This window comes from Paraburkholderia nodosa DSM 21604, from assembly GCF_000519185.1.
Taxonomy (GTDB): Bacteria; Pseudomonadota; Gammaproteobacteria; order Burkholderiales; family Burkholderiaceae; genus Paraburkholderia; species Paraburkholderia nodosa.
The window spans coordinates 20,185-36,551 of sequence record NZ_JAFA01000062.1; the positions used below are offsets into that span (position 1 = coordinate 20,185).

Annotated in this window: 16 protein-coding genes and 3 pseudogenes; 11 read left to right on the forward strand and 8 right to left on the reverse strand. The window is 60.6% G+C overall.

Annotated features, from left to right (window positions below):
• Positions 1-262 precede the first annotated feature (262 nt).
• Entirely contained in the window at positions 263-730 is a 468-nt protein-coding gene (locus A3CW_RS0141025; protein WP_028208702.1) for a hypothetical protein, read from the forward strand.
• A gap of 567 nt (positions 731-1,297) precedes the next feature.
• On the opposite strand, the gene A3CW_RS49390 is transcribed toward A3CW_RS0141025, so the two are convergent.
• Both A3CW_RS49390 and A3CW_RS52840 read right to left on the reverse strand, forming a co-directional pair.
• Positions 1,298-2,758, reverse strand: coding sequence for an esterase-like activity of phytase family protein (locus tag A3CW_RS49390; protein WP_051482062.1), 1,461 nt, complete (start codon positions 2,756-2,758; stop codon positions 1,298-1,300).
• A gap of 23 nt (positions 2,759-2,781) precedes the next feature.
• Positions 2,782-2,988: a hypothetical protein gene (locus A3CW_RS52840; RefSeq protein WP_154678195.1), complete on the reverse strand. Its 207-nt coding sequence runs from the start codon at positions 2,986-2,988 to the stop codon at positions 2,782-2,784.
• 205 nt (positions 2,989-3,193) lie between these two features.
• Between A3CW_RS52840 and A3CW_RS0141045 the strand changes: the two genes are divergently transcribed.
• From A3CW_RS0141045 to A3CW_RS0141060, 4 genes are all read left to right on the forward strand, one after another.
• A complete protein-coding gene (locus tag A3CW_RS0141045; RefSeq protein WP_028208705.1) occupies positions 3,194-3,973 on the forward strand; it encodes an acetoacetate decarboxylase in 780 nt (259 codons plus the stop codon).
• A gap of 31 nt (positions 3,974-4,004) precedes the next feature.
• Positions 4,005-4,787 carry a 3-hydroxybutyrate dehydrogenase gene (locus tag A3CW_RS0141050; RefSeq protein WP_028208706.1) on the forward strand — a complete coding sequence of 261 codons (783 nt, stop codon included), beginning with the start codon at positions 4,005-4,007 and terminating at the stop codon, positions 4,785-4,787.
• Positions 4,788-4,797: 10 nt separating this feature from the next.
• A complete protein-coding gene (locus A3CW_RS0141055) occupies positions 4,798-6,051 on the forward strand; it encodes a DUF3734 domain-containing protein (protein WP_028208707.1) in 1,254 nt (417 codons plus the stop codon).
• 175 nt (positions 6,052-6,226) lie between these two features.
• On the forward strand, positions 6,227-6,625 hold the full coding sequence (locus A3CW_RS0141060) for a hypothetical protein (RefSeq protein ID WP_154678196.1): 399 nt from the start codon (positions 6,227-6,229) through the stop codon (positions 6,623-6,625).
• Positions 6,626-7,178: 553 nt separating this feature from the next.
• Here the strand turns inward: A3CW_RS0141060 and A3CW_RS0141065 are convergent.
• Positions 7,179-7,928 (reverse strand): glucose 1-dehydrogenase, encoded by a 750-nt coding sequence (locus A3CW_RS0141065; protein ID WP_028208709.1) that lies wholly within the window; start codon positions 7,926-7,928, stop codon positions 7,179-7,181.
• A gap of 80 nt (positions 7,929-8,008) precedes the next feature.
• On the opposite strand from A3CW_RS0141065, the gene A3CW_RS0141070 reads away from it, so the two are divergent.
• Positions 8,009-8,590, forward strand: coding sequence for a TetR/AcrR family transcriptional regulator (locus A3CW_RS0141070; RefSeq protein ID WP_028208710.1), 582 nt, complete (start codon positions 8,009-8,011; stop codon positions 8,588-8,590).
• Positions 8,591-8,767: 177 nt separating this feature from the next.
• On the opposite strand, the pseudogene A3CW_RS54640 reads toward A3CW_RS0141070, so the two are convergent.
• Positions 8,768-8,927, reverse strand: a pseudogene (locus tag A3CW_RS54640) (antitoxin Xre/MbcA/ParS toxin-binding domain-containing protein); the annotation flags it as partial.
• Between the two features lie 128 nt (positions 8,928-9,055).
• Between A3CW_RS54640 and A3CW_RS51745 the strand changes: the two are divergent.
• A pseudogene (locus tag A3CW_RS51745) lies at positions 9,056-9,355 on the forward strand (VIT1/CCC1 transporter family protein); the annotation flags it as partial.
• Between the two features lie 70 nt (positions 9,356-9,425).
• Here the strand turns inward: A3CW_RS51745 and A3CW_RS0141080 are convergent.
• Together A3CW_RS0141080 and A3CW_RS0141085 are read right to left on the reverse strand one after the other, a co-directional pair.
• On the reverse strand, positions 9,426-9,848 hold the full coding sequence (locus A3CW_RS0141080) for a hypothetical protein (protein WP_028208712.1): 423 nt from the start codon (positions 9,846-9,848) through the stop codon (positions 9,426-9,428).
• A gap of 38 nt (positions 9,849-9,886) precedes the next feature.
• The gene (locus tag A3CW_RS0141085) at positions 9,887-10,669 is read right to left on the reverse strand and encodes a COG4705 family protein (protein ID WP_028208713.1); all 783 of its coding nucleotides are present in this window, start codon (positions 10,667-10,669) and stop codon (positions 9,887-9,889) included.
• A 266-nt stretch (positions 10,670-10,935) separates the two neighbouring features.
• Here A3CW_RS0141085 and A3CW_RS0141090 point away from each other — a divergent pair, with 266 nt between their 5' ends.
• Positions 10,936-11,592 (forward strand): efflux RND transporter permease subunit, encoded by a 657-nt coding sequence (locus tag A3CW_RS0141090; RefSeq protein WP_281175177.1) that lies wholly within the window; start codon positions 10,936-10,938, stop codon positions 11,590-11,592.
• Between the two features lie 465 nt (positions 11,593-12,057).
• The gene (locus A3CW_RS0141095) at positions 12,058-12,630 is read left to right on the forward strand and encodes a phosphatase PAP2 family protein (protein ID WP_035515491.1); all 573 of its coding nucleotides are present in this window, start codon (positions 12,058-12,060) and stop codon (positions 12,628-12,630) included.
• A gap of 166 nt (positions 12,631-12,796) precedes the next feature.
• On the opposite strand, the gene uppS is transcribed toward A3CW_RS0141095, so the two are convergent.
• Entirely contained in the window at positions 12,797-13,537 is a 741-nt protein-coding gene (gene uppS / locus A3CW_RS49395; protein WP_035515507.1) for a polyprenyl diphosphate synthase, read from the reverse strand.
• A gap of 297 nt (positions 13,538-13,834) precedes the next feature.
• Here uppS and A3CW_RS0141105 point away from each other — a divergent pair, with 297 nt between their 5' ends.
• A complete protein-coding gene (locus A3CW_RS0141105) occupies positions 13,835-14,056 on the forward strand; it encodes a hypothetical protein (protein WP_028208716.1) in 222 nt (73 codons plus the stop codon).
• Positions 14,057-14,532: 476 nt separating this feature from the next.
• On the opposite strand, the gene A3CW_RS0141110 is transcribed toward A3CW_RS0141105, so the two are convergent.
• Entirely contained in the window at positions 14,533-15,621 is a 1,089-nt protein-coding gene (locus A3CW_RS0141110) for a hypothetical protein (protein ID WP_154678197.1), read from the reverse strand.
• Between the two features lie 312 nt (positions 15,622-15,933).
• On the opposite strand from A3CW_RS0141110, the pseudogene A3CW_RS49400 reads away from it, so the two are divergent.
• Positions 15,934-16,367 (forward strand): annotated as a pseudogene (locus tag A3CW_RS49400) (amidohydrolase family protein); the annotation flags it as partial.

Genomic DNA, 16,367 nt, shown 5'->3' on the forward strand with positions numbered 1-16,367 from the left:
CTTTCTCGATGCAATGTTGCGCCGCCATACGCCTGCCGCGTGCCCCGGAAGCGCTAGTCCATGTCTGTCCGAAGCGAACGGGAGCGGTGCCGTCGGCACTGGCTGGGCGCGGCTCACGCGTGTCACCTGTTCAGGTTATGTTCGGGCGTCAGCGAATAATCTACGATGCCGTAGAAGATTCGGGCCACTTTGGCATTGCAGGGTGACCATAACAACCACAGATCCATGGACCAGACCGTGTCGTCGAAGGAAGGAGATCGTCATGATTTCTGTACTGAAAACGGGCCGTCAGGCAGCGAAGCGTCATCCCGTGTATCTCGCTGGACTCGTTGCAATCGTAGGTGTCGCAGCGGCCAACCTCTATGCGCTGCAAACGCAGCCGATGGAGGTGGACGCTCCGGGGCGGGCTGGCGGGAGTGACGAGAGGGCGTGGGAGGTGGTTGCGGCCTCCGGTGACGCGGGGAAATTTGTCGCCTCGAACTATCGGACGTGCATCGAAGCCCTCGACACGGGCTACACGATGACGGATTGGTGGCTCACCGTCGTTCACTCGCGTTTGAACACGGCGGCGCAGTGCGGCCTGAAAACCGTCTCGCTTGCGTCGATGAAGGGTGACGCGTTTGTCGCCCAGGTGAAGGGCGTGATCAGCAGCCTGCCCACGCAAATTGCCGTGCCTGACCAACCGGCTCGCACGCTCCGATGGTTCGTCATTGACGATCGACCCACGTGATGGGCTGAGGGTGCGAGCGATTTCCGGCTCCTCAGAATTGATGAGGAATCCGACGCAACCGAATGGGGAGCCAGGACATGAGATTCCAGATCCATACCACAATCGTCTTAGCCTGCTGTACATTCGCGGCGATTGCGGCTGCAGGGAGTCAAGAATGCGTTGCAGCTTCCGACGAAGCCGAGTTCGAGCTTGGTGACTCCAGGGACGTGCCCCATCCAGGAGCTACGCCGTTCCCACGCTTCTTCCCTTTGCATGCGCCGTCGGATGCGGGGGCGCCCCTGCCGCCCCTGGAAATTGCGCTTTGCCTCCCGGACCTGTATTGCTCACTCCAACACGGGTAGCGCAACGTCGTTGGACGCAATATCTGGAGAAACTCAAGCGCGTGCTGGCGCAATCAATCAAACAGGCAGTCCGCGCCAGGCTTCCCATTTCGAGGGCGTCGTTGATTGGCCGGTATCCGGTCCGTAGTGCCGGAAAAAACGCAAGGACCCACGGTAAAAAGCCGTGGGTCCTTCTTCTTTATGGTCAGGACTGCGCTACCCGCCCGCCGCGCGCGCGAGCGGTCCTTCAGTGGCCGTGGCCCTGGTCGTCGCTGTCGCCGTGATGGTCGTCGCGGTCGGCATCGCAGGCGCGTGTACGCAGATCCTGCGGCGTGAATCCCGGCAAGTCAGCCGACGAAAACGCGAACACGAAGAACTGATTCGGATTCGCGATGCCGTTCGGGTGATGGGTGTCGGTAATCGTGCCGAGAAAGTCGTTGTCGTTCGCGATCACGAGCGTGTGCCTGCGCTGGCCGTTCACGGTCACGTCTTTGCCGAACGCGAGACCTTCCAGCTTCGCCGGAATATCGGCCGTCGCAAAGCCGTGCGAGGTCAGCACCGAGACCAAGTCGAGGAACAGCGTCTTGGTCAGCGCATAGGGTGCCAGCCCCGCCTCGCCGCTCGCCTGGCTCACGTCCTGCGCATGATCGAGATCGACGAGAAAGACTTTCTTGAACGAGGCCGTCGAGTCGTCGCCGAGGCCGTTGCCGTCACGTTCGTCCATCAGCAGCTGGTGATCGTTTACGGCGACCACGTCGCTGATGGTCGGATACTTTGGCTTCGCAGCGGTGCCGATGTTGCTGAGCGGATAGGCGAACTGCTGCGACTTGCCCGTACGAAGGTCGATGCGCAGGATGCGCGTATAGGCGCCGCTGGTTCCGCCGTCCTGCAGCAAGGGGCTCTGCATCGCGCCGAAGAGCGTCTTGCCGTCCGGCGAGATGGCGAGGCCTTCCATGCCCTTGTTCGCGACGCGGCCCGAGGTGTTCGCGCTGATTTCCGTATTGCCTACGGGACTCAACGTGGACACGGCGAACGAATCGGGCACCTTGATGACATCGATCCGGCGGCCGGTGCGGCGGTCGAAGCGATAGATGTACGGGCCGTATTCATCGGAGAGGTAGACGCTCTCGCCGTCGTTGCTCACGCGGATGCTTTCGGGGTCGAGGCGCGCGTCGAGCGGCCAGGTCGAAAGGTGCGCAGCGGTGAAGTTGTCCGAGCGGCCTGTGAAGTAACGCGTGTGCTCGCGGGCGTTGAGCGCGGGCGCGCCGTTGGGCAGGCCTTGCGCCGAGCCGCTTCCGTAGACGAGGGAGTCGTCGGTATGCAGGAGCGTGGTGGCGCGCAGCTCGGGCGTGAGCGTGTAGGGAAGCGCAGCGCCCTTGGCTGCAGGTCGCAGGCGCAGGCGCAAGGTCTGGAAGCGGTTGATGTAGGAGACCGTGTCGTCTACCGCGGCGTTGTACGAGACGGCGTTGGGCCCGCGATCGGGCAGGGCGAGAAACGTTTCGCAACCTGCATAGGCGATGCCCGAACCGAGGCCGCCGAGCAGGTTGCCCGCCACGCCGTTTTCGAGCGGGGCGGCGGTTTGGGTGGCGCGATCGCCGATCGTTCCGCTCAACTGGCCGTTCGCGATCAAGTCAACGGCGCCGTGTGCGTAATTCGTCAGTGCGAAAGCAACGATCCCTGAAGTCATTAGACGGTGTATCTGCAGCATGGTCGATCTCCGTTCGTTGTTGGTCATTCTCGAAGGACGATCCCCGCAGTCATTCTCGTGCCCGTCACCGTGCGCATGGCGGTGCGGGCCTTCTCTTGCAGCCAGGCTTTCAGATTGTCAGGCTCGTTGATGACGAAGGCGTGACTCGCACAGTTGAGCGAGCTTGCTTTTATCTGCAACGTCAGATACAGTTTTATCAGATAAAGATTGGAGCGCACTTCTACTTCCAACTGTCCCTGGCCAACGGCCTTTTCATCATATTGATTGACATGTCAGTTTCTTGAATGTCATACAAATGAACGCGCATGGACCCATCGACTAATGCAGGTCCGTCGGTGAGCTTCTCGATAATTGGACCCTGGCGCCAACTAATTCACTCGTGCATCGAGAGTCGTTGGCACGTGCATCACCTAATGGGAGAGCCTCATGACCCGTATGAATCTTGCTTCTATCCGCAAAGACGCCTTTGCGATGCCTGTGCACAATCCCGCCTATCCCCGGCCGCCGTATCGCTTCATTAACCGCGAATATTTCATCATCACATACGAGACTGATTCCGATGCGCTGCGCGCTGTCGTGCCGGAGCCGTTGAAACCGGAAAACGATCTCGTGCACTACGAATTCATTCGCATGCCGGACTCGTCGGGTTTCGGTGACTATAGCGAAAGCGGTCAAGTCATCTCGGTGCGGGACCAGCAAGGCCGCCTCGCCAACTACACGCATTCGATGTATCTCGATGATGAGGGTCCAATCGCAGGTGGCCGCGAGATATGGGGCTTTCCGAAGAAGCTGGCTAAACCGACCTTGGGCGTCGACGGCAACGACACGCTGCTCGGCACGCTCGATTACGGTACGCAACGGGTCGCGACCGGCACGATGGGCTTCAAGCATGTGGCGCTCGATATCGAGTCCGAGCGCAAAAAGCTCGCCGACACGCCGAACTATTTGTTGAAAGTGATCCCGCACGTTGATGGTTCGGTTCGAGTGTGTGAGCTCGTGCGGTTCTACTTGCGCGACGTGAGCGTACTCGGTGCGTGGACTGGTCCGGCAGCGCTCGAATTGCATCGACACGCGTTGGCGCCCGTCGCCGATCTGCCAGTGAAGCGGGTCGTCAGTGCACGGTACGTGATCGCCAATCTCACGCTGGATGTCGGCGAGGTTGCGCTCGACTACCTGGCTTCGACCGAGACCATGAAGTTCACGGTCAATCAGTAAGGCTCCGTAAATACATAGGAAGGAAAGCAACATGTCGTTAAACAACAAAGTTGCGCTCGTGACCGGCGCAGCAAGCGGTATTGGTGAGCAGTGCGCACGCAAGCTCGCGAGTCTCGGCGCCGCCGTGGTGATCGCCGACCTGAATCAAGACAACGCGCAGAAGGTCGCCAGCAACATCGTTGCAGACGGTGGCAAGGCGTTGGCGGTGGCAATGGATGTCACCAGCGAAGAGGCGGTCAATAGCGGCATTGAACGCGCAGTGAAGGAACTCGGCAGTCTTGACGTGTTGGTGTCGAACGCGGGTATCCAGATCGTCGCACCCATTGATGAGTACGCGTTTTCCGACTGGAAGAAGATGCTGGCGATCCACCTGGACGGGGCCTTCCTCACGACGAAGGCGGCGATCAGACTCATGTACGCAGGCGGCAAAGGCGGCTCGATCGTCTATATGGGCTCAGTGCATTCGCACGAGGCGTCGAAGCTGAAGTCCGCCTATGTGACCGCCAAGCATGGTTTGCTCGGGCTGGCCCGCGTAGTTGCAAAAGAAGGCGGCCCGCGCGGTGTGCGCGCGAATGTCGTGTGTCCGGGCTTTGTCCGCACGCCGCTTGTCGACAAGCAAATCCCGGAGCAGGCCAAGGCACTCTGTATTTCCGAAGCCGACGTGGTGAAGAACGTGATGCTCAGGGAAACCGTCGACGGTGAATTCACGACGCTCCAGGACGTCGCCAATACGGTTGCGTTCCTTGCGGGCTTCGAATCGGCCGCGCTGACCGGACAGTCGGTGATCGTCAGCCACGGCTGGGCAATGCAATAGGGGGTCGTATATGCATAGTATTGCGAAACATACTGGCGGGCAGACCGATGCGTTCGTGCTGCCGCACTACGATGAGATTGCCCTGGTGCTTCAGGGCGGCGGCGCGCTCGGTTCTTATCAGGCCGGGGTCTACGAAGGCCTGGCTGAGGTCGGTGTGCAACCGAACTGGATCTCCGGCGTCTCGATTGGCGCGCTTAACACCGCCATCATCGCAGGCAATGCGCCGGAGAACCGCGTGCAAGCCTTGCGCGATTTCTGGAATTCGATCTGCCATCCACTCGATTGGGTCGGTGGTCTGGGTGCGTGGATGTTGCCCGTGTTCGGCATGCACGATCTGGCGCGCAAGTGGGCCAATTTGTGGGCCGCCGGGCGCGCCGTGACCGAAGGCCAACCGGGGTTTTTCTCGCCGCGCGTGCCGTTGCCGATGGCAGGATTCGGCAAGCAAAACGCCGAAGTGGTCAGCTACTACAACACGGCCGAGCTGAAGGAAACGCTGCTGAAGTTTGCCGATTTCGATCGGATCAACGATGGCGACATCCGTGTTTCAGTGGGCGCGGTGAACGTGCGGACCGGCAACCTGGTGTACTTCGACAACACGAAAATGCACCTGGCACCCGAGCATTTCATGGCGTCGGGGGCATTACCGCCAGGTTTTCCGGCGGTCGAGATCGACGGCGAGTACTACTGGGACGGTGGCCTGGTCTCGAACACGCCGCTGACCGAGGTACTGAGCGATGCGGACCACAAGGACACGCTGGTGTTTCAGGTCGACCTGTGGAGTGCGTGCGGCAATGCGCCGGGGAATTTCTTCGACGTGTCCGAGCGTGCCAAAGACATCCAGTACTCGAGCCGGACGCGGGCAATTACCAGCATGCTCGCCGATCGTCAGAAGCATGCGCGTTTCATCAAGGAGTTGCTCCCGCACGTGCCGGCCGAACTGCGCAGGACCGATCCGCTCTTTCGTCTCGCTGAAGAAGCGGCCGATGGCAGCGCGATCAATGTGGTGCACCTCATCTATAAAAACAGGCCTTATGAGGGGCATTGCAAGGATTACGAGTTCAGTGTCGACACGATGCAGGAGCACTGGCGAAGCGGTCTCGAAGACATGCGCGATTCATTTGCCCGTCGGGAGTGGTTCGATGTGCCGAGCCGCGAACAGGGATTCGTGACTCACGACGTGCATCGCCGAGCTCGCTCCGTGCCGGAGTCTGACCGTGATGCGATTGCATTGCCCCCTGGCGCAGAAGGAATAATCACCGCCTGAAGGCGGACCTGGCGAGCACCGCGCGCGCCACGCATGTCATGGCGCGTTGGCGATTGACACCCATAAATAGGGCAGCGAGAGTATCTTGAGTACAGAGCCTGATCACCGCGCTACGTGCGCGATTCACCATGGAGCCTCGCGGACGCAATCGGGCTACATTGTCCGCAGCTTCGCATTGATTGTACTGGCCGCGTGCCCGTCGATCATATGCGCCTGCCTTGCGCAGACCTCAGCAAGTTGGCATTTGTTTGAACGGTCGGGATCGATAATAACAATTATCGGCCTTCTGTTGGCGTCGCGCCACTATCTTCAGCATACCGTGACGTGTCAGGTTGTCGGCCACGAGGACGCCGAATTCAATCCCGAAGAAGTCATGGGCGAGATCATTGATGCCAGGCGCGGACTAATACTTTCCGCGTTTGGAACACTAGTTTGGGGATGGGGAATATTTCTCCGATGGTGGAGCTTCGGTGTGCTGGCGCTGTGGTTGGCATTTATGATCTACCGGGCCTTTCATGCCTCGGTTTTGCAACCCGGTCGCGACGACGTGCGCGGGCTCGCGAGCGACGAGTGATCCGTTGCCGACTCGCGCGCGGCCGTCGAATAGTACAACGGAAACCACCATTTCGAATGTGATTCAGCTTCCAGTTGGCAAGGTGTTGATCGCCCGCCGCTTGCGATGTTTGCCACGGTGGCGGGTGCCTCCACAACACGCAGTGGATCACCGGGCATTTCCATCTGATCTTCCCGGGTGCCAACGTCATCATGTACTTCGTCATCGCCTTGACCACTCGTCGGTTGAATCCGCCTTGCCAATGCGGTCATCCGTCTGGCCACAGCAAGCTGGAAAGTAGAGTGCGGTACCTTGGGATCGAAGTTGACGATACCTGGAGATCTCCGGGCAGACTGAAATCTAGCGGGACCGGCGCATGCCGCACGGACTGGGTACGAGTTCGTGCGGCAGCTTTTGGGCGCTCGTCCGTCCACGCGAACCCGGCCAGGAGCTGACTATCGTCATCCTGGCTCGAGCGTCCGCAGGAAGCAGAAAAACGGACGTATATACCGTCGCTCAGCCGCTGCGGAAATCGGTGTATATCCGGCGGAGCGACGCGACGGTGCATTGGCGCTCAAACCGCGAGTGATCCACCGTCCACGAACAGTTCGACGCCCGCGATGTAGCTGCTTTCGTTTGATGCCAGGAAAAGCACGGCACGCGCGATCTCATCCGGCTGCCCCAGGCGCCCCATCGGCACAAGTTGCTTCAACACATTTTCGACTCCCGGACGTGCGTCGAGGTAGCTACGCATCGGGCGTGTCTCGGTACCGCTCGGCGAGACCACATTGACGCGGATGCCTCGCTCCTTCAGGTCGCTCGTCCAGCTTCGTGCGAACGAGCGCACTGCGGCTTTGCTCGCGTTGTAAAGCGACTGGCCCGGAAAACCTTTGCTGCCCGCAACCGAGCCGTTAAGGACGACAACGCCGCCAGACGACAGCAGTGGCAAGGCTTTCTGCACGGTGAAAAGCACACCACGCACGTTCAGGCCGAAGAGATGGTCGAAGCTGTCCTCATCGATCATTCCCAGCGGTCGCGGCTCGCTTTCGGAGACGCCGGCGTTTGCGAAAACGACATCGAGCTTGCCATAGTCGCGCCGGATGCGCTCGTAGAGCCGGTCAATGTCGGCGAGGTTACTGGCGTCCCCCTGAACGCCAACGGCGCCGTTGCCGATTTCCCTCACTGCTTCGTCAAGTCGATCCTGCCTGCGACCCGTGACATAGACCCGCGCACCTTCGTTCGCGAATAGCCGGGCAGTTGCCAAGCCTATGCCTTCAGTGCCGCCGGTGATCGCCACAATCTTGTTTTCGAATCGCTTTGCCATATCTACCTCTGCTTAAGTGGAGTATTGCTCCACTTAGTATATGGAGGCATCATCCACTTTTCAAGAGGAATCACTGGAAAATGAAGAGCAAGCTTTCCGCGACCGACGAAGCGCCGCTGCGTGCGGACGCAGCCCGCAACCGGGAACGCATCCTCGAAGCGGCGGAAGAAGTGTTTCTCGAACGTGGCGCTGAGGCTTCGCTCGACGATATAGCCAAGCGTGCCAAGGTGGGTATCGGCACGCTCTATCGTCGCTTCCCGACGCGCGATGCGCTCCTCGCGGCGACGAGCGATGAGCGCCTCCTGTCACTCGCCGAGGCGAGCCGTGCACGGGATGAAAAGCTCGAGCCGAGCGCTGCCATACGCGCCTTCGTCAAGGAACTCGTGAACCACGCGAGTCACTATCGCGGGCTCGCGGCGTTGCTGGGAACGGTACTCCAGGAAGACACGCCTGGCTGTCACGCGGGACGTGAAGAGGGACGCCGACTGCTCCAGCGTGCCCAGAAGACGGGGGCTGTTCGCAAGGACGTCTCTTTCGACGATCTCGTTTGTATGGTCACGGCGATCTCTCTTGCCATCGAGCAAGGCGGCTCGTCGAAATCGCGCGTTGCCCATCTGGTGGACCTCTTCTTCGACGGCATTGGTCGTACCAAAGCGGTGTGAAAGCATTAACTGCGTTTGGATTTGAACACGCAGCAGGGTCCGCGATCTGGCTCTGAAGCGGACATTGGCTAGAGAACGGTAAAGGTCCGCTCAGTGTCGGAAGTGTAAGTTCGCGGCTGCGGGTCGCCGATGCCGCTCCATAGCGGATGCCGCCCGTCGGCAATGCGGAAATCCTCATCAGGCCGGTAGCCCGTAGAAGAGCTTCCAGGGGAGTTCTTCCACGCGGCGCGCACTCAGTTCGGTCAGGCCAACCTCAAGGGGCACGCGCCCCTCCAGCAGGGGGCGTGGCAAGGAAGGCACGTGCGTCCGCCGCATCGTCCCAGACGTAGGCTGCGCTCACGTCGCAGTCTGGCGCGTGCCTGACGACAAACGCGATATCCCGTCGTGGCTGCTGAAAGATGACAGCGAGATTCACTGACGCTTTCTGGACGGTCATGCTGTGCGAAGAGAAGTCTTCACGGCCGTACGGGAAACAAGGCGATTCTTTTGACTGCACTTGCTGGCCTGATTGCCGGTTCGTGCTCCATGGCGCTCGGGGAATGGGTGTCGGCCACTAACGCGCGCGAACTGGCAAAGACGCAGATCGCGCGGGAGGCTGATGAGCTGGAACATACTCCTGCAGCCGAAGAGCACGAGCTGCGCCTTATTTACCGGGCCAAAGGGCAGGACGACGAAGCGAAACGCGTTGCATCGCAAATCATGCAGGACAAAGGCAAAGCACTGGACAGCCTGGATTGCTTCGCCGATCATCGGGTCGTCTTCAACAAGCAGTATTCGCATACCTCCACTCCGCCCGCGATATCCGCAATTAGCGTATGCATTTCCCGCCTGCGTGTCACGAGGCCTTGCCGGCGAGCTTGTCGAACGTGTGCAGGAGGTTGTTCATTGCGGCGGTGCAGTCAGCCTGCGTCGGGTGGTCGGCGCGTAGCGCTTCGAGGGCGCGGTCGATCGCCTTGTCGAGCCCATGCCAGTCGTCCGCCGAACGCGGTTTCAGGCCGGCTTCCGCCTCGTCCCAGGCAACCTCGAGATCCTTGATGCGTGTCTTGCCTCCTGCGAGGTCGCCCTTCGCGACGAGACCGGACACGTCGGCGGCAATCGTACGGAACTGGGACAGGTCGCCGAGCTTCGATGCACTCGTGGGCGAGCCACTTTGTGCGGCGGCACTGCCAGCCTGCTTCGAGCAGCCGGCTGCGAGGCCGAGTGCAGCGCAAACGGAAACGGCAACGAACAAGCGCGAAAGCGTGGTCGGATGGCGCATGAAAGATCCTCGATTCGATGATGAAGTAAAGGTGACGGTCATTCGGTGGCCCCGACGCGCGTGCGGCGACTGGCGCCGAACTGTGCGACGGCGACGAGCACAACGATCACGGTGAGGAACAGCAGACTCGTCGACGCGGCGCCCAGGCCGATTCCGCCGTAGGTGCGCGACTGCGTGAGCAGGTCGCCGAGTGACGCGCCGAACGGACGCGTCAGCACATACGCGATCCAGAACGTCAGGACCGCGTTTACGCCCGATCGCCATGTGAGATAGGTGGCTGCAAGCAGGGCGCCGAAGCACACAGCGCCGAGCGAGAAGCCGAGACCGAGCGCTTCGGTCGCGAGATCACCGGCGGCAGTGCCGAGCGCGAACGTGCAGAGGATCGCGGCCCAGTAGAACAACTCGCGACGTGGGGTGTCGATCGCGCCGATCGACAAGGTGCCCTCGACGCGATACCAGATCGCGAAAAAAGCCGCGAGCATAACGGCGAAGACGCCCGTGCTGATATACAGGCTGACCCCGAGGCCGTCGGTAAGCAGATCGGTGATTTGTGTCCCCACGATGCTCACAAGCACGACTGTGAGCCAGTAGATCCATGGCGTGTACTTGCGTGTGCGCATCTGCAGGATGAGCGCGATCGCAAGCAGCGACATCGTCAGCCCGCGCGTTGCGCCCTGGCCCCATCCCACGTCGACTGCGAGAAAGTCGGCGCCGGTTTCGCCGACTGTGGTCGACATGATCTTGATGATCCAGAACGCGAGGGTAATCTCGGGAACCTTGTTGAGCCGGCGTGTGGCCGGTCGATCGGCAGCGTAGGACATGCGGACGACTCCTGGGAAATCGGGTGACGGATATGTAGGCTAATTGCTCAGACTTAGCAGAACCTTATCTGGGTGATCGGGCGACTACATTTTCCAATGCACTCGATCCTAAGGAAGCGGTTAATTCGTGCGGCGCTACCGGTCGCCACTCGGGTTTTCGATTCTGGTACCCGAGGGATGGGCCGTCGCGAAGCAACAGACTCAGGGATCGGTCTGGCGCTGACGGTCGGCCTGTTCGACACGCTCGGCGGATTCGTTGTGCCATCATCGCGACCGTCAGTTCTCCCAAGGGTAGGGTGGACCGGTCGCACCGGTCGCTGACGGTGGAGTCCACCGACCAGCTTTCCAACGCATCTACTTTCGATGACTGGATCAGCGCCTGGCGCGATGGTTCACCTGCGTACGTTCGCGATGTCGGTCGCGCGATCGTCGTCGCTATCCACAAGGCGTCGGGCGCCAATGTGATGGCCGCGGTTGATGCGGTCATGGCACTGCTGCCGTCACTCGAAAGCAGCTTGCCCAAGACGATTTTGGTCGAGGTGGAGAGCGACCGTGCGCAGACCATCCGTGCTTCGGTCGCCGACGTTCAGTTGACCATGCGTGCATCGGTGCTGCTGAGGGTGCTGGTCGCGTTCGCCTTCATGCGCAGCATTTGGGCCACGCTGATTCCGGCAGTGGCGATTCCGCTTTCCGTCATCGGCACCTTCGCCGTGATGTACGGCCTCGGCTTTACGATCAACAACTTGACGCTGAAGGGATTGACCATTGCAGTCGGCTTCGTGGCGGACGACGCGATCGTGATGATCGAAAACATCATGCGCCACCTGGAATACATTGAGCTGCCATCAAGGCGGCACTGCATTTGGCGCGCCAGGTCTGACGCGAATCTCGAGTTTCAGTGGATATTTCAGCCGCACCAGTAATTTTCGCAAACGTGTCGTTGAGGGCTGGCGTTAGCAGGCAAAGCGTCCCTCGTTCGACTTCCCACTCGGGCAATCGTCGCGTCTGTGTTGCTGTCTTCTAGCGGTGCCGCCCGTGGCCGTCTTTACCAACTTGAGCACATCGGGTCGACCGCTCAAAAAAGGACCGCTTGCTTAAGGTTCCCATCAGGTTTTCGGTCTAGCCTGATTGATTGGATGAGTATCCGAGGCGCTTCTTTCGACTTCCGACTCTATTGGGGAGGAAGTGCGCGGCGGTCGCTCGCACAGTTGCGCAAGCCCAACATTCGGCTCGGTCGGTGCGCCGCTTCTGTAATCCAGCGGGGTGGTCCGAGGAAACGCCGATGGCTGCCCCCTCCCGGGAGCAATCAGGCAATGCTCGAAGAGGTCCACATGGAGTCGATAGATTCCGGAATACATGTGGCTCTGAAGCGATGCGGTGCTGCGACGATGACAGCACTCGTCGTTGCTGGCGCTCATGCAGGCGGATTCGATCACAAGGTTGCCTACGACAACAGCGGCATCTGGAACAGAAATGTTCAGCTCGCGCTAGAATATTCGGTGATCGCCACCGAATTGGGTGGAGCGTTCTGGCTTGGGAACGACAATGAACTGGGGCATACTTTCTGGCAAACGCTCGATGCGTCGGCGATATCTGCGGTGGCTGCACAAGGCATGAAGTACGCGTTCGGTCGCCAGCGCCCCACCGCCGGAAAGGGACCTAATCAATGGTTCAGCGGCGGAGATAGCTTTCCCAGCGGCGAAGTCACGCTTCAGGCCAGCTTCGTCACACCGTTCATCGTCAACTATGCCCGGCGTGATCCGTGGGTGTGGTCCCTCGAACTGTTGCCTCTTTATGATTCCATCGCGCGCGTGAAGAGCCAGGCGCATTGGCAGACCGATGTGCTTGCAGGCTGGGCGTTGGGCACCGCGGTGGGGTACCTGAGTACGCGATGGGACACACCGTTGTTCGTACAGATTCTCCCACGCGGCTTCACGGTGGGCTTTTCAAAGCGCTTCTAATTTAGCCATTCTGCCCAACGAAACTGTCCGTAGGAGCGTAGCAATGCTTCCGCCTGATCGAGCTTAGGCTGCTATCGCTAAGCCCTGCGTCGGCCGGCCACGGCCGCGGCACCCCTAGCAGCACCAGCCGCCGTTTGGGACCACTGCCGAGCTTCGCATCCGCATGTCACGCGCTCGCGCGGCCAAAGCGACGCTCGCGCCCCCGATACGATGACAGAGCGGCCTCGAGTGCAGCGTCGTCGAAGTCCGGCCAGAAGATATCCGTAAAGTACAGTTCGGTGTACGCCAGTTGCCACAGCAGAAAGTTGCTGATGCGCCGCTCACCGCCGGTACGGATGAAGAGATCTGGTTCCGGTGCGTAAGCTAGCGCGAGATTTTGCGCGAAGCTGGCTTCGTCGACAAGCGCTGGCCGTCCATCGGCCGCAGTCTGCCCGACAAGCTGCCGGACAGCCTGAAGGATGTCCCAGCGTCCCCCGTAGTTCGCCGCAATCGTCAGCGTCATGCGGGAGTTGTGGGCGGTTTTCGCTTCAGCGCGCTGAATCAGCGGCTGGAGGCCCGCGTCAAACATCGACAAATCACCCACGACGCGCAGCCGGATGCCGTTCTTGTCCAGCCGCGCCGTCTCACGTTCGAGCACTGAGGCGAACAGGCGCATCAGAAACGACACTTCATCGCGGGGGCGACGCCAGTTTTCCGAACTAAACGCGAACAGCGTCAGGTAGCCGATGCCGCGTTTCGCGCAGCCTTCGACGGTCGCGCGCACCGCGTCGACGCCTTTCGTGTGGCCCGCCATGCGAGGCAACTTGCGCTGCGTCGCCCACCGCCCATTGCCATCCATGATGATGGCGATGTGCTGCGGCATGGCCCCCACATCAGGTACGCGAACAGTGGAACTGATATAGCTCATTGCAGATTCCCAAGCCGCGAACGGGTGGGTTTGGTCGCAGCTGACAATACCAGAGTGGCACTGCATCCTTAAGGTTTGGTTAACAGATCGCAGGGCGAACGGTCAACAACGGCCTGAACACGCAGCGCCAATACAATCGGACAGACGTAAGGGCCGATTTCGTTGTAGTAAGCGGCCATCGGTTCGATGCCGCTCGTCGCACGATTGAAAGGATTCTTTGCGCACTAACTTCTCTTAACAATCTCTAAAAGTTCCCCCTCTACGGCGGTGTTAGATTGCAGCCGGGAGGGGAAGCTGATGAACGATCACGTCATTCGCTATAAGGGCTACATCGTTGACTTCACGCCGTTCAACGCCGGAAATGGGTTTTTTGGCCCACGATGGGCAATCGCTATAGACGACGAGATCTGGGCTGGGAGCGTGCCTTTGTCGACGGGGCTTCTCATGGATCGCGGTACTTATGAGGAAGCGGCGGAAATCGGCAGGCGGCAGGCGATGCGGCTGATCGACTGCGAGTAACGCACGCTGCTTGATCAGTCCGGCGGCAACCTCGCGGTTGAGCGGCCGGGTGCGCATGTACTGGCGCGCCGCCCGGAGCCAGCGACGCGTCAACTGTGCACGGTGCCGCGCCAGATGGTCGGCGACCAGAGAGCCGACATCGCACCTGTCAACCACGATGGCCTCCCTTCGTAGAAGAAAGTCAGGATGCCAGCGGACCGGCGCGAGCGCTGCAACGCTCGCTGAACCTGGCGGCAGCCGGTGGACCAGGCCCCGTGAGACGGTCGTCCGTCTACCGGCTATTTTCGTGCAGAACGCGTAGCTCCCGATTCGAGGGTGCGTCACGTCCGGATTTATCTGGTCGACGGGCGGTTGTTGGCTGTATCGGGTCGGGCTGCCTGGGACCGTCGCGACGTTGGGGAAGCACTTTCCGGATGACGCAATCGCCACGAAACGGCTTGCTGCGATCACGTCATCCGGCAATCAATGCGCGGGCGTTATTGCTGGGCGCCTGTCGATACGAAGACCATGCCGTGCGGACTGGCCAAATTGGTTACCAGCGGCAGAAGTGCACCGCTGCGCAAATCAAGTTGGCCAACATAAGCCGGCACTGCCGGCGTGCTACCCGTAGCCGCCACACCCGTTGAGGCGGAGAACGCTGCGTCACGCTGCCAGACATTGGCGCTAATCTTGTACACCGTGTTGGCTTTCGTATCGGATACCAGCAGGTAGCCCCGGTGCGCAGTGGCGAATACCGTGTCATCAACCTGCACGTTGCCGAGAAGTGGCAGATATTGCACGCGCGGTTCATCGCCCGACGAACGCAACAGGACTAGCTGACCATCGCCCTGATCATCGAGCAGTACATCTCCCGCCGGCGTTAGCGTCATTGAATCCGGATCGGTCAGGTTGAGGGTCGCCACCGTGCCAAACGGAATGTCGCTGGCGTCGAGCGAGCCGCTCATCACCGGCGTAACGTCGATCCTGTAGCTGTTTGCATCAAGGTGCACGACGCGGACGATCGCGGGCCCCGTATTCTTGCCGCTAGCGTTAAGGGTGGGATTGGACGCACTGAAGTAGGCCTGGCCGTCCTTGAACACGATGTCGTCATAGCCGCCACCATGCAGCGTTTTGGCGAAGGAATACGGCTTGGATGCCTGGCCGGTCGCGGGATTGATGATGACGAGGTTCGGATTCGCATCCTCGTTCTGCATCGCCCAGATCTCGCGCGTGTACGGGTTGACCTTCAGGCCATCGTTGTGTCCCGCGACTTGATACGACTTCACGACGCTGCCGTCCAGCGTGTATTCGACAATCACGCTCATCGCGTCATTCGTGCCATCCGGTGCGCCGGTGTTTGCATAGCCGACCCAAACGTGATCATCAAGCACGGCAAGTGAGTCCGGTGCGCTCATCAGCCCGCCGGAACCCGTCGCGAACACGGCCAGGCTGAAGCCCGGAGTGACTATCGGCTTTGCCGGGGTCTGCGCGTCGGCGGCACCAGCCGCGAAGCAAAGTGCGGTGAACATCAGCGCGGTGCTGCTGAAAATGCGGCTCGCTGCGTAAAGAGGTTGAATGCTTCGCATGTTCATCTCCTGAAAGAGGTATGCGGGCAGAAAAGTCGGGGCGCCGTCGTTTCTGAGGCGACCGGTAAGAAACCGAAATAGATGGAAACATGGGGACGTGACTTGACCGTGACGGCGCATGAGACGCCAGCCGATATCCGACTGTTCGACGGCAAGTCTGCCGGCCTGCGCGATGGGATGTATCTCGTCGTCGAAGCAAGCCGCATCTCACAGCTCGGGCAAGGCCAGCCACCGGCTGCCAGCACGAACCGNACAATCGATTGCGGCGGCAAGGTGATCATGCCCGGGTTGATCGAGATGCATTGGCATGCCATGCTCGCCTCACTGCCGATCCAGACGATCTTGCAGGCCGACCTGGGCCTGGTCTATCTGGCTGCGAGTGCGGAAGCTCAGCGTACGCTGCTGCGCGGCTTCACGACGATACGCGACCTGGGCGGNCCGGCATTCGCGCTGAAGCAGGCTATCGACGCGGGGATGATTTCTGGCCCACGCATTTATCCGTGCGGCGCGCTGATCACGACTACCGGCGGTCATGGCGATTTTCGCCCGCTCACCGCCATCCCNCGTACCACGGGCCAGGTCAGTGAGCAGGAGAGGGCTGGCGCGAATGCGATCGCCGATTCGGCGGACGAGGTGCGCTTACGCGTGCGCGAGCAGTTCCTGCAGGGCGCAACGCAGATCAAGATCGTGGGAGCCGGCGGCGTATCCACGCCGCGCAGTCCGCTCGACATGCTGACCTTCACCGA